The sequence below is a fragment of the Nitratireductor sp. J20-h4 genome, from assembly GCF_056780505.1.
The window spans coordinates 3290089-3308780 of sequence record NZ_CM165557.1 but is presented as its reverse complement, the minus strand read 5'-3'; the positions used below and the strand labels follow the sequence as shown (position 1 = coordinate 3308780).

The following is an 18692-nucleotide window of genomic DNA, read 5'->3' as shown; positions in this document are numbered from 1 at the left end:
TCACGGCTCCCGCGCCGCGGCGGCGGAGCGGGTCAGGCTGTCGACGGTGACGGAGCCGATCAGGCGGGTCTTGGCGACCTCGCGTCCTTCGGCGTTGAAAAACACCATGGTCGGCGGCCCGGCGACGCGCATCGCCCGCATCAGGGCCGCGTTGTCGTCGTTGAAATCCGACAGGTCCGCCTTGACGAGCTGAAGGTTTGCGAGCCCTTCGGTCACGGCCGGGTCGGGAAGGACCGAGCGCTCGATGACGCGGCAGGTCACACACCAGTCGGCGGTGAAATAGACCAGGGTGGGACGGCCGCCGGCGGCGGCCAGCCTGGTTTTGAGTTCGGGCGCGGAACCGATCCTGGCGAAGACGAGCTCGCGGCCCGGCCCGGCCTGCGTGGACCGCTGGGCGAGCTGCGCCAGCGGCCTGAGCGGATCGGTGCCGCCGGACGCGGCGCCCAGCATCAAGATGATGCCGGAAACAAGCGCGACGGCGCCGAGCGCGCGCGCGGCGGCAAGCGGCGTCGGCGCGGCCAGCCTGGCGCTGAAGGCGAAACTGGCGATCGTTATCAGCAGCGCCGCCCACAGCACCAGGTCAAGGCCGGCCGGCAGGAGCGGGGTCGCGGTCCAGATCGCGGTGGCCAGGAAACCGAAGCCGAAGACGCGCTTGACGCTGTCCATCCACGCGCCGGCGCGCGGCAGCGCCCGCCCGCCCAGTGTGCCGAGCACGATCAGCGGCAGGCCCTTGCCGATCCCGAGGCCGAACAGCGCCGCCGCACCGAGCGCGACGTCGGCGGTCTGGGCGATGTAGAGCAGCGCGCCGGCGAGCGGAACCGTCACGCAGGGACCGACGATCAGCACCGAGGAAAAGCCGAGCAGCGCGGCCGAGCGTTTCGACCCGCCGAGACCGCCGGTGCGGCGGGCGATCCAGCGTGTCCACGTGCCGGGCAGTTGCAACTCGTAAAGCCCGAACATTGACAGCGCCAGCACGGCGAACAGGAGCGCCAGCAGGCCGATGGTGATGGGCGACTGCAGCACGAGTTGCAGGTTCTGCCCCGACCAGCCCGCCGCCGCGCCCAGAAACGCGAAGGCCAGGGCGAGCGACAGGACGTAGATCGTCGACAGGACGAAGCCGCGCCGTGCGGTGAGCTTGTCGCCTTCGCGCGCCAGGGCGCCGGCGAGGATGGGATACATGGGAAAGACGCACGGGGTGAAGGCGAGCAGGAGACCGAACAGCGGGAAGCTCAGAACTACGAGCAGGACGCCGCCCTGGCCGAGCAGCGTGTCGATCAGCCCGTCATCGGTGGCGAGCGCGAAACCGGCCCCGGTCTGCAGCGCGCCGTCGCCTGTACTCGCCTCTTCCGTCAGCCAGGCCACGTCCGCGCCCGGCATTGCGCGCGGCGACGCGGACACGGCGAGCGTGAGCGCGTCGACCCGGCGTTTTTCCGGCGCATAGCAGATGCCGTCGTCCTGGCAGCCCTGATAGGTGACCTCGATCGTGCCGAAAACCGGCTCGGCGAGGCGGGCGGTCGCCTGGCCGTAATAGACCTCGGAGGGACCGAAAGTAGGGTCGTTTTTGCGGGTGCCGGGCACCGTGTCGACGGCGACGGCCTGGCCGGCGGCGCTGACGGCGATCTGCTCGCGATAAAGATAATAACCCGGCGCGATTTCCCATTTGAGGGTCAGCCGGCCGTCCGGTTCCCGTGTCACGTCGAGGCCGAACGCCGCGTCGACCGGCAGCGGCGTGCCGGGCTGGGCCGCAGCGGGCGCGGGCATGGCCGCCGTGAACATTGCCAACAAGGCGAAAACGATCGTCTTCATTGCGCGCGGATCCCTTGCGCCCGCCGTTGCGGTGGGCCGGTTCGACATTCGAGGTGTCGGGCCCAACTTAAGGCAGCCTTAAGCTGGGTGCGGTTTTGGGCCGCCATCGAGACAGAAGGAGTTTCACGATGGCGCACAGGCGCATGGGTAAACGCGTCGCAGCGGCGGCGAGCGACGACGGGGCGCGGCCCCGCACGGCTACGGGCACGATGGGCCGGCGGGCCTTTCTCGCCGGTCTGAGCGGGCTTGTCGTTTCAGGCTGTGTCAGCACGCCCGAGCCGGCAGCGCCGAAACGCGTCGAGGCGGCGCCGAAGCCGGTCGTGCCGCCGATGTACTACGCCATGCCCGGCGAGCGGTTTCCAATTCCCGAGGTGGATATCACCCAGCTCGAGCGTCGCTTCTGGCGCCAGGAAGTGGATTATCCGAGCGACGAGAAACCCGGCACGCTGATCGTCGATACGCCGCGAAAATTTCTCTATCACGTCAAGGCGGGCAATCGCGCCATGCGCTACGGGATCGGGGTCGGCCGCGACGGGTTTTCCTGGGCCGGCCGCGCCATCATGGCCTATCGTCGCGAATGGCCGCGCTGGACCCCACCCGACGAGATGGTGGCGCGAAAGCCGTCGCTCGAGCCCTACAGCATCGCCAATGGCGGCATGCCTCCCGGCCTGCTCAACCCGCTCGGCGCCCGCGCGCTCTATATTCACCTGAACGGCAAGGACACGTTATACAGGATTCACGGTACGCCCGAGACGTGGAGCATCGGCAAGGCGGTGTCGTCGGGCTGCATCCGCCTGATCAACCAGGATGTCATCCATCTTCACGGCCAGGTACGGGACGGCAGTCCGATCCTCGTCATCCCCGATCCTAAAATGAAACATCTTTTGGTGGCTTAAGGCCGAAAACGGACCGCGCCGCAAAGCGGTCCGCGGACAATATGGACGAAGGCGATGCGCATTCTGGTGGTTGAGGACGATCCGCTGCTGCTCGACGGGTTGACGGTGGGGCTGGGGCTTGCCGGTTTCACGGTTGACGCCGTGGGCACGCGCGAGGATGCCTGCGCGGCCGTCAAAACGCAGCGTTACGACTGCGTTGTGCTCGACCTGATGCTGCCGGACGGGTCCGGGCTCGACGTGCTGGCCGATCTGCGCCGGCGCGACGACGCCACGCCGGTGGTGCTCCTGACGGCGCGCGACCAGGTCGCGGACCGGATCGCCGGACTCGATGCCGGCGCCGACGACTATGTCGGCAAGCCGTTCGATCTCGACGAACTGGCCGCGCGGGTGCGCGCGGCGGTGCGCCGCGGCAAGGGGCGGCCCAGTCCGACCCTGAACTGGTGCGGGGTGGTGCTCGACCCCGCCAGCCGCACGGCGCATCGCGACGGCGCGCCGGTGAGCCTGACCAGACGCGAATTCGCGGTGCTGGAGGCGCTGATGCAGCGGCCGGAAAGCATCCTGTCCAAATCGGCCCTGGAGGAGACGATCTATGGCTGGCAGGAGGAGCTCGAAAGCAACGCGGTGGAGGTGCATGTCCACAAATTGCGCGCCAAGCTGGGCGCGGATTTCATCAAGACGGTTCGTGGCGTCGGCTACCGGCTGACGGAGCGCGCGGCATGAACTCCATTCGCGCGCGGCTGATCGCTGTTCTGATCGGGTCGACCGGGCTGGTCTGGCTTCTGGCGGTGGGCTGGATCTATCTGAGCACCCAGGCCGAGGTCGAGCGGGTGCTGGACGCGCGGCTGATGGAGGCCGCGCGGATGGTGAATTCGCTGTTGTCCGACCACCGGATCGAAGCGGGGCTGGACAATGCGGCCGCACGCCAGGCACTGGGCGCGTTCGAGGTCGATCACAGCTCCTACGAGCGCCAGCTTTCGTGCCAGATCTGGTCGCTGGAGGGCACGCTTGTCGGCCGGTCGCAAAACGCGCCCGACACGCGCTTGGCCGGGGCCAGCGTGGGTTTTGCCGACGCCGAGGTGGGCGGGGAACAATGGCGGGTGTTCACGGTCGAAAACCAGGCGCTCGGTGTGCGCGTCATGGTCGGCGACAACCTGCAGATCCGCGATCGGCTGGTCGGCGACGTCATCAAGGGGCTGGTCGTGCCGGCTCTGTTGATCCTGCCCTTCCTGGCCGGGGTGATCCTGATCAGCGTCAGGCGCGGCCTGTCGCCGCTGAGCGACATGGCGCAAACCTTGTCGGCGCGGCCGGCGAACGATTTGCGGCCGCTGGCGAGCGTCGACCTGCCGAGCGAGATCGCACCTGCGATCGGCGCGCTGAACGGGCTGTTTCGCCGCGTGCAGGAGGCGCGCGAGCGCGAGCGCAGCTTCACCGCCTTTGCCGCGCACGAACTGAAGACGCCGCTTGCCGGGGTGAAGACTCAGGCGCAGATCGCGCTGGCGAGCGACGACCCGGCCGTGCACGCCAACGCTCTGAGACAGATCACCTTGGGCGTCGACCGCACCGCCAGGCTGGTGAAGCAGCTTCTGGACCTTGCCGCGCTCGAAGCCAACGACGCCGAACCGGCGCCGGTGGAGGCGCGCGCGGCCGATCTGCTGGAGGGGGCGGTGGCCGAATTGTCGCTGCCCGCCGACGGCGGCCGGGTGGTCGTGGACGCCGATGCCGGGGCGGAGCGGACGGTGCGCGTGGAGCCGCAATTCCTGGCGCTGGCGCTCAGGAACCTGATCGAGAACGCGCTCAACCATGCGCCTGCCGACACGCCGGTGACCTGCCGGATCGAGGCGGGCGGCGATCGGGCGGTGCGTTTCGTCGTAGAAGATGAGGGGCCTGGCATTCCGGAAGCGGAGATGGCGCTGGTGGTGCAGAAATTCGTACGCGGGCGCACCCGGTCGGCCACCGGTAGCGGCCTCGGGCTGGCGATCGCTAAGGCGGCGATGGCGCGGATCGGCGGCAGATTGACGCTTGAGAACCGGGACGAGGGCGGTCTGCGGGCGAGCCTGTCGGTGCCGGGCGTTGAGGCGCCGTGATGATGTCGCGGCGAAGCCTGCTTGGCGGCGTGGCGGCCGCATTGATGTGGCCCGTTCAGCGAAGCCGCGCGGCGCCGACCCTCAACGAGGTGGTGTTCGATCCGGCCCTGCCGGTGCTCGGCAATCAAGCGGGCGACGTCACGATCGCCGAGTTCTTCGATTATCTGTGTCCGTCCTGCAAGGCGCTTCATCCGCAGTTGAAGGAGATCGTGCGGAGCGACGGCGCTATCCGGCTGGTGATGAAGGACTGGCCGATCAACGGCGACATCGCCTGGTATGCCTCGCGCATGGTGCACGCCTCGGCGGCGCTCGGTTTCTATCCGGCCGCGCATGACGCGGTGATGGCGCTCGACGGCGCGCTGACGCATGGCCGTATCGACGATGCGCTGCGCAGCGCCGGCGCCGATGCCGGCGCGGTGCGCGACAGGCTCGACCAGCGCCTGGGGGCGATCGACGCGCTGATTGCCCGCAACCGCACGCATGCCGAGGCTTTCGCGCTCGCCGGAACGCCGGCCTTCCTGATCGGCAGGCGGCTTTATCGTCGCGCGCTTGGCGCCGACGAGATCGTCGCGGCGGTGGCGCTGGCGCGCAAGGACCAGACCGGCTGATCCGGCTGGCGGACCACAATTGTATCGGCGACACAACAACCGCGCCGGCATTTCATTCCGCTGGTCAATAGTTTTCGGGCGCCCTTTGCATAGGATCGAGCACGACAAGTCCGGATAAGGAGCTTTCCGGCCAGTTGGTTCTCACGAACAATTCTCAATCCGGGAGGGGTAGATGATCTTGAAAAAAACGTTCCACGTCTGTGTGGCCGCGGCGGCGCTGTTGCTGGCGACCGGCGCGCAAGCCGAGACCGTGCTGCGGTTCGGCCATCCCAATGTCGTCGGCGAAATGTCGAGCAAACTCTATGACGAGTTCGTCGCGCGGATTGCTGAACGCACGAATGGCGAGGTGACGATCCAGGTCTTCCCGGGCGAGCAGCTCGGCAAGGAAACCGAGATGGTGCAGCAGCTGCGCGACGGCGTGCTCGACATGACCGCCGCCTCGATGGCCGCCACCAGCACACTGGTTCCGGCGATGGAGATTCCGAGCGCGCCGTTCCTGTGGCAGAACTGGCTCGAGGCCGAGGCGGTGATTTCCGGCGCCGCGATGCAGCCGGCCTTCGACGAGCTGGAGGAAAAGCACAACATCATCCCGCTGACCAAGATCTGGTATTGGGGCTGGCGCAATTTCACGCTGTCGGAAAAGCCGGTGCGCACGCCCGACGACATGGCGGGCCTGAAGATCCGGGTGCCGGAATCGCCGGTCTGGGTCGAGATGATCCGCGGCATCGGCGCGGCGCCGACGCCGATCCCGTTCAGCGACGTCTATACGGCGCTGCAGCAGGGCACGGTCGATGGCCAGGAAAACCCGATTCCGACGATCTATGCCCGCAAGTTCTACGAGGTTCAGGGTTACATCGTGATGTCGCGGCACATGCTGCAGAACAATATGATCCTGATGAACAAGGACTCCATGGCTCGCCTCGATCCGCGCCATCAGCGCATCATCCTGGAAGAGGTCGGCGCGGCCTCGGCAAAGATGACGCTGCTTCAGCAGCGGGCCGAGGAGAACATGCTCAAGGAGATCGCCGCCACGACCGAGATCACCATCATCGACGATCCCGACAGGGCCGCCTTCGCCGAAAGGTCGACGGAAGCCGTCTTTACCGCGCTTGCCGAACGCTGGGGCGAAGACCGGATCGCCGCTGTGCGCGACGCCATTGAGACGATCCGCGGGCAATAAGCCGCCTTTGGCGCCGGACCGCGTAGGCGGTCCGGCATTCCTCGCCTATCCGCGGAGGTCCGGTTGAAAACGCTGGTTCTGTGGCTCGACGACCGGGTCAGGGAGATCGAGTATCATGCGCTGTGGCTGTTGCTGGCCGCGATTTTCATCATCCTGACCGCCACCGTCTTCTTCCGCTATGTGCTCGGCTCGCCGATCACCTGGACGGAAGAGTTCTTGACCATGCTGTTTACCTGGATGGTCTTCATCGGGGCCAGTTCGGCGCTGTCGACCCACCAGCATATCCGTATCGACATCGTGCTGCGCCTGTTGCCGCCGCGCTACGCGCTGGCCGCGTCGATCGTGGCGGTTCTCACCTGCCTGGCCGTGTTTTGGGTGACCATTCATTACGGTCTCAAATATGCGCGGACCACCTGGGGCGACCTGACGCCGATGATGGGCGTCACCTTCGGTTTCTATACGCTCGCCCTGCCCGTCACCAGCATGTGCGCGGCGCTGCACGTGATCCGCGCTTGCGTGGACGACGGGGTGCGCACGGCTTTGATGAGCACCATCGAGGCCCAGGCCGGCGAGGGGGATGAGGCATGATCGCGACGTTGCTGCTTCTGCTTCTTCTACTCCTGCTGGTCGGCGTGCCGACGGCCTATGCGCTCGCCGCCTCGGCGATCGCCGTGATCTGGCTGGAAGGCATTCCGCTGACGATCGCCGTGCAGCGCATGACGGCCGGCGTCCAGTCCTTCCCGCTGCTTGCCATTCCGCTTTTCATCCTCGCCGGCACCTTGATGAACGCGTCGGGCATTTCGGAGCGGCTGTTCGCCCTGACCGGCGCGCTGGTTGGCCATATTCGCGGGGGCATGGCCTATGTGAACGTGCTGACCAACGTCTTCATGTCGGGGATTTCCGGATCGTCGCTCGCCGACTGCGCCGCCACCACCCGGGTGTTCGTGCCGCAGATGATCAAGCACGGCTACGACAAGGGGTTCAGCGTCGGGCTGACGGCGTCGGCGGCCGTGCTCGCGCCGATCATCCCGCCGTCGATCCTGCTGGTCATCTATGGCTGGCAGGCCAATGTGTCGATCGGCGACCTGTTCGTCGCCGGCATCGCGCCGGGGCTGGTGATCGCGACCGCGCTGGTCGTGACCGTGGCAGTGATGACGCGGCTGCGCGGGTTCGGGCGCGGCGCGGCCTTTTCTGCCGGCAAGCTGCGGGACGCCTTCTTCGACGCCTCGTGGGCGCTGCTGATGCCGGTCCTCATCATCGTCGGCTTCCGCATGGGCATTTTTACCGCGACCGAGGTCGCGGCGATCGCCGCCGCCTACGCGTTCCTGGTGGGTGTGTTCGTCTATCGCACGCTGAAGGTTCTGGAACTGCCACGCGTGTTCGCCAGCGCGGCCCGCGACACGTCGTCGATCCTGGTGATTGCGGCCACGGCGGCGCCGTTCGGCTGGATCCTGTCGATCGGCCAGGCGCCGCAGCAGCTCCTGTCGTTCCTGTCGGGCTTTTCGGACAATCCGATGCTCATCCTGCTTTTGATCAACATCATCTTGCTCGTGCTCGGCACGTTCATGGAGACGCTGGTGCTGATCATCATCCTGGTGCCGATCCTGCTGCCGCTGATCGAGACCCTGGGCATCGACCCCGTCCATTTCGGTATCGTGATGATCATCAACCTGGTCATCGGCCAGCTGACGCCGCCGCTGGGGGTGCTGATGTATGTGACCTGCGGCATATCGGGAACCAGCATCGGCCAGTTCATGCGCGCGATAAAACCGTTTCTGGTCGCGTTAATCATCGCGCTGCTGGCGATCACCTACATCCCCGCGCTCGCGCTCTACCCGACCGCCTTGCTGCGATAGGCCGGGCACCGGCGGCTCGTGGCCGGCAACAAAAAACGCCCCGCAGGCGGCGGGGCGTCGAGAAGGGGGCTCGCTGGCCTGAGGCGCGGGACGCCGGACACGCCCGGCGCTATGACGCCTATTCAGGCGACGGTGTTGCGCAGCCGGCCGATCTTGTCGATTTCGACGACGATCTCGTCGCCGGACGCCATCGGCCCGACGCCGGAGGGCGTGCCGGTGATGATCAGGTCGCCCGGGAACAGGGTCATGATGCCCGACACGAATTCGAAGATCCGCCCGATCGGGAAAATCATGTCGTTGGTGTTGGACGACTGGCGCAGTTCACCGTTCTGCCACAGCTTGATGTCGACATTGTCCGGGTCGAGATCGGTGGCAATGCAGGGGCCGACCGGCTTGTAGGTGTCGAAGGACTTGGCGCGCGTGAACTGGCCGTCCTTCTTCTGCAGGACGCGGTTCGACACGTCGTTGGCGCATGTGTAGCCGAGAATATGCTTGGCGGCGTCGCCGGCCGCGACGTTGCGGGCCTTGGTGCCGACGACGATGCCGATCTCGGCCTCGAAATCGATCCGGTCGCCGGCATTGTCGAGCCGGATTTCCTCGCCGTCGGCGATGATCGCGGACGGCGCGCACATGAACAGCATCGGTTCGTCGGGAACCGGCACGCCCGACTCCTCGGCGTGCAGCGTGTAGTTGAGGCCCACGCAGACGAGCTTGCTCGGCGTCACCGGCGCCAGCAGGCGCACCGCTTCGAGCGGCAGCACCTGGCCGGTCCTGTCGATGCCGTCGAAGGGCGGTTTTGACAGGACGGCGACCGAATCGCCTTCAAGCAGCCCGTAGGACGCGCTGCCCTGGTGGGAAAAACGAACGATCTTCATAAAGTCACCTCTTTAGGGGTCGCGTCAGGCGCGAGCGGGAAAATAGGGGCGCATCGCCTCGAAGCTGGCCCCGATCGCGTGTGCGGCATCGGGCACCTGGAAGGTCTCGACCGTGACATAGCCGTCAAAGCCGCTGTCGATCACGGCCCGCATCGCGGCCTCGATGTCGTAGGCCCCGTCACCGACCGGGAGCCGGTCGGAATCGGTGATGTGGAAATGCCGGAACAGCGCGCCCGCCTCGCGGACCGCGTCGGCCACCGTTTCCAGCTCGGTCAGGATATGGGCGGTGTCGAGCATGACGGCGAGGCTCGGCACGCCAAGCGCGCGCACGAAGTCGCAGGTCTCGCGCGTGGTCAGCAGGCAGTTGGCATAGTGACGGTTCACCGGCTCCAAAACGATCGGCACGTCGGCGAAGGCGCCGGCGCATTCCTCGATTGCGCTGCCGATCCACTCCAGGGTCTGGCGCGGCTCGACATCGTCCGTGTAGCGCCCGCGCAGCCGGCCGACATTGACCATGGCGCCATATTCGGCGGCAAGATCCATCGACGCTATCATGCGCTCGATCGCCTCCCGGCGACGGGCCGGGTCGGGGTCGGCGAAGGAGAGACCGTCCTGGCCGTAGACCTCGCCGGTGCATACGGCCGGCATGTCGAGACCGGCGGCGCGGATCGCGCCGGCGAGCGCGCGCCGGTCGATCCGGCCGGGATCGCACACCAAAAGCTCGACGCCGCTGTAACCGGCCGCGGCGATGGTGTGCATCGTCGCCTCGACCGGGCCCTGGACGGCGGTCACTTTGGCGGGCGCCACGTCGGGCGTGGCGTACATGTAGGCGAGCTTCATGGCTGCTGGAACCGGAAGTCGTTCTGCTCGGCCAGCTTCTGGTGGATCACTTCCTTGCGCACCACGCTGACATTGGGGATGGCGAATTCCTGAATGTTGAAATACTCAGCCTTCGCCTCCTTGCCGTTGGCGACGTCGAGCACCAGCTCGACGATTTCCTCGCCGACCTGCTTGAGCGATTTGGTGCCTTCGAGCACGTCGCCGGCGCTCAGGTCGATGTCCTCGCGCATCGCCTTGTAGGTGTCGTTGTTGGAGCTGATCTTGAGCACCGGTGCGATGCACGAGCCGGTCGGCGTGCCCTTGCCGGTGGTGAACAGCACCATATGGGCGCCGCCGGCGACCTTGCCGGTCACCGAGGCGATGTCGAAACCGGGCGTGTCCATGATCACCACGCCCTTTTCGGTCGGCCGCTCGCCATATTTGACGATCTGGACGATCGGCTGGGTGCCGGCCTTGTAGATGCAGCCGAGCGATTTTTCCTCGATCGTGGTCAGGCCACCCTCGATATTGCCCGGGGAGATGAAGACACCGCTGTCGTCCTGCGTGGTCATCGACAGCTCGATCTCGTATTCCTTGATCAGCGTCATCAGGTCCTGCTTGATCCTGTCGGTCTTGCCGCGTCGCCACAGGACCCGTTCGGCACCGACCATCTCGGTGATTTCCGACAGCACCACCGTGCCGCCGGCGCCGACCAGGATGTCGGCGGCCTCGCCGACGGCGGGATTGGCCGTCAGCCCGGAAAACGCGTCCGAGGAACCGCATTCCAGCGCCACGATCAGTTCGCTGACGTCGCCCTCGTCGCGGGGCTCGGCGGCGATTTCGCCCTTAAGGCGCTCGACGATCTCGATGCCGGTGTCGCGCGTGGAGCGCGCGCCGCCCTGCTTCTGGACGATCAGCATCTCGACCGGCTTGCCGGTCGGTGCGATCGCGTCGGCGATGCGCCGGGCGGAGGCGGTTTCACAGCCGAGGCTGACCACCAGCACGGCGCCGACATTCTGGTGGCGGCCATGGCCGATAAAGGTATCCTCGGTGGTGGTGTTTTCCTCCGCGTCGAAGGTGCAGCCATAGGGATGCATGAAGGTCACCGCCCCGGTCTTGGAGGCGATGTCGAGCGCGACCCGATTGACGCAGGAGACGGTCGGGATGACGAGAATATGATTGCGGATGCCGATCGAGCCGTCGGCGCGGCGATAGCCCTTGAATTTCATGTCAGTCACCTTGCTGTTGCGCATGGGATGCGTCGAAGCGACGGCCTTTGGCGCCGCGGCAATTGTGCACGTGCACCCAATGGCCGGCGGAGATCGGCTTTGTGGCGATGCCGATCACCTCGCCGTATTTGTGGATTTCCTCCTGGGCGGCGATATCGCGCAGCGCGATCTTGTGGCCGCGCGGAATGCGCTCTTCCACCTTCAGCGGCCGGCCGTTGCCGATGCCCGACACGATCACCGTCTCGGACGGCAAAAGCTCGACCGTTGCGGTCGCGACATGGTCGCTTTCCTTGATCTGGATGGCTGTCTTTTCCAACATCACACTCCTGGATGGCTCGCCGGGCCCGACCTAGAGGAAGAGGCTCGGCAAGAAGGTCGACAATTGCGGGAACAGGATCGTCAGGATCAGTACCACGATCATCGCCGCAAGGAACGGGAGCACGGCGCGCGAGGCCTCGGCGAAGCGGACTTCGGCGATCTTGGCCGCCGTCATCAGCGTGACACCCAGCGGCGGCGTGTTGGCGCCGATGCACAGATTTACCACGAACATGACGCCGAAATGCAGCGGGTCGATGCCGTATTGCTGAACCACCGGCATCAGGATCGGAATCAGGATGATGATCAGCGCGTTGCTCTCCATGAACGTGCCCAGCAACAAAAGCAGGAAGTTGAGCATGATCAGGAAGGTGAGCGGATCGGGCGCGACCGCGGCGAAGAACGCGGTCAATTGCTGCGGGATCTGCTCCGTGGTCACGATCCAGGCGAACAGATGCGAGATCGCGACGATGAGCTGCACCGGCACCGCGATGCGCAGCACCTGCATGCTGATTTCGGGCAGATCGGTGAGCTTGACCTCGCGATAGACCACCGCCGAGAGGAAAAAGGCGTAGACGACGGCAAGTACGGCGGCCTCGGTGACGGTGACAATGCCGCCCAAGATGCCGCCGAGTATGATCACCGGCAAAAGCAGCGGCAGGACGGAGTCCGAAACCGCGGCGACGAATTCGCGCCAGGTGGCGCGCTCGCCCTTGCCGTAGCCGCGGCGGCGGCTGATGAGCAGCGAGACCATGATCAGCAGGAACGCCATCAGCAGGCCGGGAACCAGCCCGCCGATCAGCAGGCCGGCGATCGAGATATTGCCGGTCGCGCCGAGGATGACCATGGTCAGGCTCGGCGGAATGAGCGAGGCGAGCACGCCGCTGCAGCCCTGAAGCGCGGCGGCGAAACCGGCCGCGTAGCGCTTGGCCTTCATGGCCGGGATCATGATCGAGCCGATCGCGGCGGTGTCGCCGATCGCCGAACCCGACAGGGCGCCGAACAGCGCGCTGCCGGCGACCGTGACCGCGGCGAGCCCGCCCGAAATATGTCCGATGACGGCGTTGGCGAGCCGCATCATGCGCTGGGTGATGCCACCGTGCTCCATCAGCACGCCGGCGAACACGAACATGGGAAGCGCCAGGAACGGGTAGGAATAGATGCCGGTCGCCGCGCGCTGCGCGACCAGGGCGACGTTGATGTCCTTGACCAGTACGTAGGCCAGGCAGGCGAAGCCGATCGCGAAGGCGATCGGGACATTGATGACGATCAGTCCGAGCAACAGGACGAACAGGACGATGCTCATGCGTGTTTCTCCCCTGCCGCGCCGCCGCGGAGCGCCCCCACCAGGGCCTCGACGGAAACCAGCACCAGCAGGCCGCCGCCGATCAGGACGCCGATATATTGCCAGGCGCTGGAGATCTTCAGGCCGGGCATGATCGATTCGCTGGCCGTCTCGGCGATCACGAAGGCGCCGTAGGTCAGCGCGCAATTGAAGGCCAGCACCACCAGCGCGCCGACGATCTGCGCCAGGCGATTGAGAGCCGGCGGCAGCCATTCAACGAACAGGTCGATGGCGACGTGTTCTTTGCGCTCCAGCATCAGCGCCGAGCCCAGGAACGTCATCCAGACCATCAGGAGAAGGGCCAGTTCCTCGGACCAGACCAGAGGCGACTGCAAAAGGTAGCGCCAGACGACCTGGGCGAACATCACGCCGGTCGTCGCCAACAGCATCAGCATAAGCAGCCATTGGACAATCTTGACCAGAAGCCGCTTGGCGGCATGCAAGGCTTGCGTCATCGCCTCTATCACCCCGGAGTTCGCGGGCCGGCGTGTGCAGCCGGCCCGCGTGATCGATCGATCAGTTCGAGTATTTGCGGACGATTGCGAGCAGGTCTTCACCGAAGACGCTCTCGTACTTGTCCCAGACCGGCTGAACCATTTCCTGGAAAGCGGCGGGGTCCGGACGCGTGACCTTCATGCCTTCGGTTTCGAGCTTGGCGAGAACTTCCTCGTCACTCTTGCGGATCATCTCGCGTTCCTTCTCCTTCCAGATTTCCGCCTTCTCTCGCAGGATGGTCTGCTGCTCGTCGGTGAGCTTGTCCCAGGCCTGCTTGGAAATCGTCAGGATCGCCGAGCCCCAGATATGGCCCGACAGCGCCAGGTTTTCCTGCACCTCGTAGAATTTCGAGGCGTAGATCGTCGCCAGCGGGTTCTCCTGGCCGTCGACGACGTTCTGCTGCAGCGAGGTGAACACCTCCGAGAACGCCATCGGCGTCGGCAGCGCGCCGAGCTCGCGGAAGGTGTCGAGGCGCAGTTCGGCTTCGGGCACGCGCAGCTTGATGCCCTTCAGATCCGCCGGCGTTTCGATCGGACGGGCCGAGTTGGTGATGTGGCGGTAGCCGCTTTCCCACCAGCTGAGTGTGTTGATGTTCTTGGTCGCCAGGATCTCGGCCAGCGCGTCGCCGAGCTCGCCGTCGACGGCGGCATAGGCCTTCTCGCGGGTCGGCCAGGCATAGGGCAGCTCCTCGATGATCAGCCGCTTGTCGAGCACCTGCAGCGCGCCGGTGCCGAACAGACCCATCTCGACGGTGCCGAGCTGAAGCCCCTCGGCGACTTCACGGTCGCCGCCGAGCTGCGAGCTCGGATAGACCTGGATAACGACTTCGCCGTCGGTTGCAGCGGCCACGTCCTTGGACAGGCCCTCAAGCGCGATCTGCCAGGGATGGTCGGCGGCGAAAACGTGCCCCACCTTCAAGGTGGTTTCGGCGTGGGCGATCCCGGCCCCGAGCATGGTTCCGGCGCTCAGCAATGCCGCGGCGAGTGCGGCCTTGGTCTTTGCAATACAGGTCATGGTCTCCCTTTCCTCCTGTTAACGCTTGCTCAAAAACCGCCCGATGATCCGGCGGTAGATCTCGATCGCGCCGAAATAGGCGTCGATGGCGAGGTGTTCGTCGGTCTGGTGCGCCTGCTCCGGCGCGCCGGGACCGAGAATGACGATGTCGCCGCCATGGGCGGCGAATGCGGAGGCATCGGTGAAATATTGCGCGCCGCGCACCGTGTCCGTACCGGGCGCCCGTTCGGCCAACACCGACCGGCAGTCGGCGACGATCCGGGAATTCTCCTCGGTCAGCAGGCCGGGCAGGTCGAGCGTGGATTCGATTGCGAAACGCGCGTCCGGGTCCTCCGCGGCGAGCGCGGCGGCCATGGCCTCGATGCGGGCGACGATGGCGCGATGGTCCTGTCCCGGCACGGTGCGGATGTCGATCGTCATCCGGCACAGGTCGGGAATGACATTGGTGTTGCTGCCGCCGTTGAAGGTGGTGACGGCAAAGGTCGGATCCGACAGAAGCGGCGTGGTGGAGACGCCGAGCTCGAGCGATTTGAGGCGCTCGTAAAACAGATGCAGCTTGTCGACGGCATTGGTGCCGGCCGCCGGCATCGAGCCATGCGCGGTCCTGCCGAAGCTGGTCACGCGCAGCCACAAAACGCCCTTGTGCGCGATCACCAGTCCGTTGCTTGTCGGCTCGGCGATGATCATGGCGTCGAATTCGGGGATCTGGCGTTCGCGCACCATGGTGGCCGCGCCGAGCGCGCCGACCTCCTCGGCATAGGTGGCGGCGAAGACCAGTTCGCCGCGCCACCGGTCGGGCGCGATTTCCTTTTGCTGCATGAAGGCGTAAAGCAGCGCCAGCAGGCCGCCTTTCATGTCGGCCGTACCGCGGCCGTAGACGCGACCGTCTTCGACGGTCGCGGAAAAGGGATCGTGTTTCCAGGCCGCGTCGCCGATCGGCACCGTGTCGAGATGTCCGCTCAGGACAAGACGTGGGCCCGGCGCGCCGCCTTTCAGCGTCGCGACCAGGTTCGCCTGGTGTTCGTTCTCCTGGAAGATCCGGGCCGGAATGCCGGATTCGGCCAGTCGCGCCTCGATGATACGGGCCAGCGCGATCTCGTTGCCGGGCGGTGAAACGGTGTTGCAGCCAACGACCTGTTGAAGAAAGGCGAGCGCGTCACATGGCGTCTCCGCCACCGCAAAGTCGTTGGTCTTCACCAGTCCACTCTCCCTGAAACCGACGGGAAGCCTATCGGCTCGGGGGCGAAAAACTATTGACCACGGGCATGAATCGGTAGCTAATTTTTTTGTATCTAAAATACAAATATAAGCCGATAAGATCGACCGAATCGATGCGCAGAAAGCGGAAGGGGCGCAGACCATGGCGTTGACCGTCGGGCAGATTCTGACGCTGCCCGCAATGCAGGACGGATCGTTGCTCGCCGGCAGCAAGGGTCTCGATCGCGTCGTGGAAACCGCGACGGTGCTCGACGCGCCAGACGCCGTGCGCTGGCTGCGCGGCCAGGAATTGGCCCTGACGTCGACCTATCCGCTGCTTCAATTGCGCCACCGGCTCGACCGGTTCGTCCACGAACTGGTTGAGCACGGCGCGTCGGGACTCGGGCTCAAGCTGAACCGGTACATGAAGCGCGTGCCGCAAAAGATGATCGACTGTGCCGACGCGCTCGATTTTCCCATTATCGTGGTACCCGAGGGTGTGGCGTGGGTGGAGATCATCACGCCGGTGATGTCGAAATTCTTCGAGGCGAAAGCCGGCAAGGTGCTGCAGCCGGAACTGTTCGGCGGTCGCCTGAATCAGGCGATGCTGGCGGATTCAGCGCTCCAGGACCTGCTCGGCGACCTCAACGCGCTGCTGGCCAATCCCGTTATGGTGATCAGCCCGATGGACGGTCTGGCGCTGAGTGCGCCGGCCCATCCCGAGCCGGACATGCAGGATGCGCTGGCGCTTCTGGAGGAGGAGGGCTGGGCCGGCGAGACGATCGACGCCAAGAACGCGTTCACCCGCCGGACGGGCCGGCGCACGAGCATCGTGTTTACGCCCTACGAGCAGGCGAACGGCATGACCGGTACGCTGGTCGTCGTGGAGCGCAACCGCAGGCTGCGCGATGAGGACCTGGACCATCTGAGCTATGCGAAAGTCCTGATTTCGCTCAAAGTCCGTCAGATCCGGGCCGATCAAAGCGTCATTTTCGAGCGCCAGAATGAATTCGTCCTGTCGTTGATCGACCGCAGCACGGGCAGCCAGACCCGTGCGGCGCTGGCGGCGCGCTACAGCGCAACCGGCAAGCCACTGCATGCGCGGTATGTCGGCGTCGTGGTCGCCTTCCACGATATCGACGCCGATCGTTTCCGCGCGCTTTCCAACGCCTTGCGCGTCCATTTCTCCAAACATGGCGAGACAATCACCGGGGTCATCCGCAACAACCGTGTCGTCATCCTGGTTCCCGAGGACGACGAGCGGCTATGCCAGCCGGAGGTCTTCAAGGAACAGGTCGACACCCGGTTGATGAAGATCGGCGCGCAGGAGGTGGTGTGGTCGGCGGGTGTCAGTCAGGCGACAGCGCTCGAGCATTTCTACCGCGCCTACGAGCAGGCCGAACAGGCGCTCGAGCATGGTCGCAACACCAGCAAAGCAGGCGGCGTGCATCTTTACGACGAAACCGGCTTTTACAGGCTGTTTTCCAAGAGCGCGATGCAGCCGGACGTGCACCGCTTCGTCCACGAGTGGCTGGGCACGCTGATCGAGCATGACGAGACGCACCGGATCGATCTGATCGAGACGTTCCGGGTTTTTCTTGACTGCAACGGCAATTACCGGGAGACGGCGCGGCTGCTCAACATGCATCACAATACGGTGCGCTACCGGATTTCCCAGATCATCGAGATGACCGGCGGAAAAGCGCTGCAACCGAAATTGCGGCTTCATTATCATCTGGCGCTGAAACTGCTGCCGCTGGTTTCCTGAGCGACGTGGATCGGCCGCTCGATGCGTTTCGTCGGTGTTCGCCGGCTTTGCGGCCTGTGTCGGGCGATTTTCCCCAGGGATGACATTTTGACGCATGCTGAAATGCCGCGCCCTGGCCGCGAGAGGTTCCTTATTGCCGATCAATAGGTTGACGTAAGGTCATGTCGTCGATGCCATGGCAGGCAGGGCACCGCGGAAGCGGTTTCGCGCTGCCGCGTGCCGCAACGCTGTGGCCTCGGCTCAAAATATCAGGTTATGGTAAAGTGACATCCGGTTTTGGCGCGTCGACGCCGAAGGGATGCCGGGAGGAACGGTGAATGGCGGTTGCGCTTGTACTCGTTCTTATTGTCGCCGGCTCGGTCCTGTTTCACATCCTGAGCCCGTGGTGGTGGACCCCTATTGCCTCGAACTGGGGTTACATCGACACCACGCTCGTCATCACGTTCTGGATCACCGGCGTCGTCTTCGCGGCCGTGGTGCTGTTCATGGCCTATTGTGTGTTCCGCTTCCGCCACAAGGAAGGCCGCAAGGCCGAATACGAGCCCGAAAGCAGAAAGCTGGAGACCTGGCTGACGGTCGCCACCTCTCTGGGCGTGGCGGCGATGCTCGCGCCCGGGCTGTTCGTCTGGTACCAATTCGTCACGGTGCCCGACGACGCCGTCGAGGTCGAGGTCGTCGGCCAGCAATGGCAGTGGAGCTATCGCCTGCCGGGCGCAGACGGCAAGCTCGGCACGTCGAACAGCCGGCTGATCGATTTCGACAATCCGCTCGGCATCAATCCCGACGATCCGAACGGCCAGGACGACGTCGTGGTCGAGGCGGGTGATCTGCACCTGCCGATCGGCAAGCCGGTCAAGATGCTGTTGCGCTCGATCGACGTGCTGCACGATTTCTACGTGCCGGAATTCCGCGCCAAGATGGACATGGTGCCGGGCACGGTCACCTTCTTCTGGTTCACGCCGACCCGTACGGGAACATTCGACGTGTTGTGCGCGGAACTGTGCGGCACCGGCCACGGCTACATGCGCGGCACCGTCATGGTCGACACCGAGGAAGACTATCAGGTCTGGCTGCAGGAGCAGTCGACCTTCGCGCAATTAACGGCGCCGGAACAAGTCAGCGCCGCCGGCGAGGCGCCGCGGTGAGCGGGGAGGCGGCCGCATAGCAGTGCGCGGCGATCCCGCCGGGGGGCGGGCGCCGCAGCG

The 18692-nt window shown here is 65.4% G+C and carries 18 protein-coding genes; 9 read left to right on the top strand and 9 right to left on the bottom strand.

Annotation, left to right across the window (positions count from 1 at the left end):
* Positions 1-1806: a protein-disulfide reductase DsbD gene (gene dsbD / locus ACT2B0_RS15955; RefSeq protein ID WP_473459134.1), complete on the bottom strand. Its 1806-nt coding sequence runs from the start codon at positions 1804-1806 to the stop codon at positions 1-3.
* Positions 1807-2015: 209 nt separating this feature from the next.
* On the opposite strand from dsbD, the gene ACT2B0_RS15950 reads away from it, so the two are divergent.
* From ACT2B0_RS15950 to ACT2B0_RS15920, 7 genes are all read left to right on the top strand, one after another.
* Positions 2016-2702 carry a L,D-transpeptidase gene (locus tag ACT2B0_RS15950; protein ID WP_473466034.1) on the top strand — a complete coding sequence of 229 codons (687 nt, stop codon included), beginning with the start codon at positions 2016-2018 and terminating at the stop codon, positions 2700-2702.
* 54 nt (positions 2703-2756) lie between these two features.
* Positions 2757-3422, top strand: coding sequence for a response regulator (locus ACT2B0_RS15945; RefSeq protein ID WP_473459132.1), 666 nt, complete (start codon positions 2757-2759; stop codon positions 3420-3422).
* A complete protein-coding gene (locus ACT2B0_RS15940; RefSeq protein WP_473459130.1) occupies positions 3419-4786 on the top strand; it encodes an ATP-binding protein in 1368 nt (455 codons plus the stop codon). Before ACT2B0_RS15945 ends, ACT2B0_RS15940 begins: the two co-directional genes overlap by 4 nt.
* Entirely contained in the window at positions 4786-5394 is a 609-nt protein-coding gene (locus ACT2B0_RS15935; protein ID WP_473459128.1) for a DsbA family protein, read from the top strand. The genes ACT2B0_RS15940 and ACT2B0_RS15935 overlap by 1 nt, the downstream gene beginning before the upstream one ends.
* A 172-nt stretch (positions 5395-5566) precedes the next feature.
* Positions 5567-6574, top strand: a complete 1008-nt coding sequence (locus ACT2B0_RS15930) for a TRAP transporter substrate-binding protein (RefSeq protein WP_473459126.1) — start codon at positions 5567-5569, stop codon at positions 6572-6574.
* 63 nt (positions 6575-6637) lie between these two features.
* Positions 6638-7162, top strand: coding sequence for a TRAP transporter small permease (locus tag ACT2B0_RS15925; protein ID WP_473459124.1), 525 nt, complete (start codon positions 6638-6640; stop codon positions 7160-7162).
* Positions 7159-8430, top strand: coding sequence for a TRAP transporter large permease (locus ACT2B0_RS15920; RefSeq protein WP_473459122.1), 1272 nt, complete (start codon positions 7159-7161; stop codon positions 8428-8430). The genes ACT2B0_RS15925 and ACT2B0_RS15920 overlap by 4 nt, the downstream gene beginning before the upstream one ends.
* A 122-nt stretch (positions 8431-8552) precedes the next feature.
* Here ACT2B0_RS15920 and ACT2B0_RS15915 read toward each other — a convergent pair whose 3' ends face one another.
* From ACT2B0_RS15915 to ACT2B0_RS15880, 8 genes are all read right to left on the bottom strand, one after another.
* A complete protein-coding gene (locus tag ACT2B0_RS15915; RefSeq protein WP_473459120.1) occupies positions 8553-9305 on the bottom strand; it encodes a fumarylacetoacetate hydrolase family protein in 753 nt (250 codons plus the stop codon).
* 24 nt (positions 9306-9329) lie between these two features.
* Positions 9330-10145 (bottom strand): sugar phosphate isomerase/epimerase family protein, encoded by an 816-nt coding sequence (locus ACT2B0_RS15910; protein ID WP_473459118.1) that lies wholly within the window; start codon positions 10143-10145, stop codon positions 9330-9332.
* Positions 10142-11353, bottom strand: a complete 1212-nt coding sequence (locus ACT2B0_RS15905) for a UxaA family hydrolase (RefSeq protein ID WP_473459116.1) — start codon at positions 11351-11353, stop codon at positions 10142-10144. The genes ACT2B0_RS15910 and ACT2B0_RS15905 overlap by 4 nt, the downstream gene beginning before the upstream one ends.
* A 1-nt stretch (position 11354) precedes the next feature.
* Positions 11355-11672, bottom strand: a complete 318-nt coding sequence (locus ACT2B0_RS15900; protein WP_156710852.1) for a UxaA family hydrolase — start codon at positions 11670-11672, stop codon at positions 11355-11357.
* 30 nt (positions 11673-11702) lie between these two features.
* Complete coding sequence (locus tag ACT2B0_RS15895; protein ID WP_473459114.1) at positions 11703-12974, bottom strand: TRAP transporter large permease; 1272 nt, start codon at positions 12972-12974, stop codon at positions 11703-11705.
* Positions 12971-13468 carry a TRAP transporter small permease gene (locus tag ACT2B0_RS15890; protein ID WP_473459112.1) on the bottom strand — a complete coding sequence of 166 codons (498 nt, stop codon included), beginning with the start codon at positions 13466-13468 and terminating at the stop codon, positions 12971-12973. Before ACT2B0_RS15890 ends, ACT2B0_RS15895 begins: the two co-directional genes overlap by 4 nt.
* Before the next feature lie 61 nt (positions 13469-13529).
* Positions 13530-14522 carry a TRAP transporter substrate-binding protein gene (locus tag ACT2B0_RS15885; protein ID WP_473459110.1) on the bottom strand — a complete coding sequence of 331 codons (993 nt, stop codon included), beginning with the start codon at positions 14520-14522 and terminating at the stop codon, positions 13530-13532.
* Between the two features lie 18 nt (positions 14523-14540).
* Complete coding sequence (locus ACT2B0_RS15880) at positions 14541-15719, bottom strand: M20 family metallopeptidase (protein WP_473459108.1); 1179 nt, start codon at positions 15717-15719, stop codon at positions 14541-14543.
* Between the two features lie 163 nt (positions 15720-15882).
* Here ACT2B0_RS15880 and ACT2B0_RS15875 point away from each other — a divergent pair, with 163 nt between their 5' ends.
* Both ACT2B0_RS15875 and coxB read left to right on the top strand, forming a co-directional pair.
* Positions 15883-17487 carry a PucR family transcriptional regulator gene (locus tag ACT2B0_RS15875; protein WP_473459106.1) on the top strand — a complete coding sequence of 535 codons (1605 nt, stop codon included), beginning with the start codon at positions 15883-15885 and terminating at the stop codon, positions 17485-17487.
* Positions 17488-17804: 317 nt separating this feature from the next.
* Entirely contained in the window at positions 17805-18632 is an 828-nt protein-coding gene (coxB, locus tag ACT2B0_RS15870; protein WP_473459104.1) for a cytochrome c oxidase subunit II, read from the top strand.
* Positions 18633-18692 lie beyond the last annotated feature (60 nt).

Coding starts and splice junctions, on each gene's coding strand:
- dsbD (WP_473459134.1), bottom strand. CDS start 1,806: ATGAAGACGATCGTTTTCGCCTTGTTGGCAATGTTCACGGCGGCCATG.
- ACT2B0_RS15950 (WP_473466034.1), top strand. CDS start 2,016: ATGGGCCGGCGGGCCTTTCTCGCCGGTCTGAGCGGGCTTGTCGTTTCA.
- ACT2B0_RS15945 (WP_473459132.1), top strand. CDS start 2,757: ATGCGCATTCTGGTGGTTGAGGACGATCCGCTGCTGCTCGACGGGTTG.
- ACT2B0_RS15940 (WP_473459130.1), top strand. CDS start 3,419: ATGAACTCCATTCGCGCGCGGCTGATCGCTGTTCTGATCGGGTCGACC.
- ACT2B0_RS15935 (WP_473459128.1), top strand. CDS start 4,786: ATGATGTCGCGGCGAAGCCTGCTTGGCGGCGTGGCGGCCGCATTGATG.
- ACT2B0_RS15930 (WP_473459126.1), top strand. CDS start 5,567: ATGATCTTGAAAAAAACGTTCCACGTCTGTGTGGCCGCGGCGGCGCTG.
- ACT2B0_RS15920 (WP_473459122.1), top strand. CDS start 7,159: ATGATCGCGACGTTGCTGCTTCTGCTTCTTCTACTCCTGCTGGTCGGC.
- ACT2B0_RS15915 (WP_473459120.1), bottom strand. CDS start 9,305: ATGAAGATCGTTCGTTTTTCCCACCAGGGCAGCGCGTCCTACGGGCTG.
- ACT2B0_RS15910 (WP_473459118.1), bottom strand. CDS start 10,145: ATGAAGCTCGCCTACATGTACGCCACGCCCGACGTGGCGCCCGCCAAA.
- ACT2B0_RS15905 (WP_473459116.1), bottom strand. CDS start 11,353: ATGAAATTCAAGGGCTATCGCCGCGCCGACGGCTCGATCGGCATCCGC.
- ACT2B0_RS15900 (WP_156710852.1), bottom strand. CDS start 11,672: ATGTTGGAAAAGACAGCCATCCAGATCAAGGAAAGCGACCATGTCGCG.
- ACT2B0_RS15895 (WP_473459114.1), bottom strand. CDS start 12,974: ATGAGCATCGTCCTGTTCGTCCTGTTGCTCGGACTGATCGTCATCAAT.
- ACT2B0_RS15890 (WP_473459112.1), bottom strand. CDS start 13,468: ATGACGCAAGCCTTGCATGCCGCCAAGCGGCTTCTGGTCAAGATTGTC.
- ACT2B0_RS15885 (WP_473459110.1), bottom strand. CDS start 14,522: ATGACCTGTATTGCAAAGACCAAGGCCGCACTCGCCGCGGCATTGCTG.
- ACT2B0_RS15875 (WP_473459106.1), top strand. CDS start 15,883: ATGGCGTTGACCGTCGGGCAGATTCTGACGCTGCCCGCAATGCAGGAC.
- coxB (WP_473459104.1), top strand. CDS start 17,805: ATGGCGGTTGCGCTTGTACTCGTTCTTATTGTCGCCGGCTCGGTCCTG.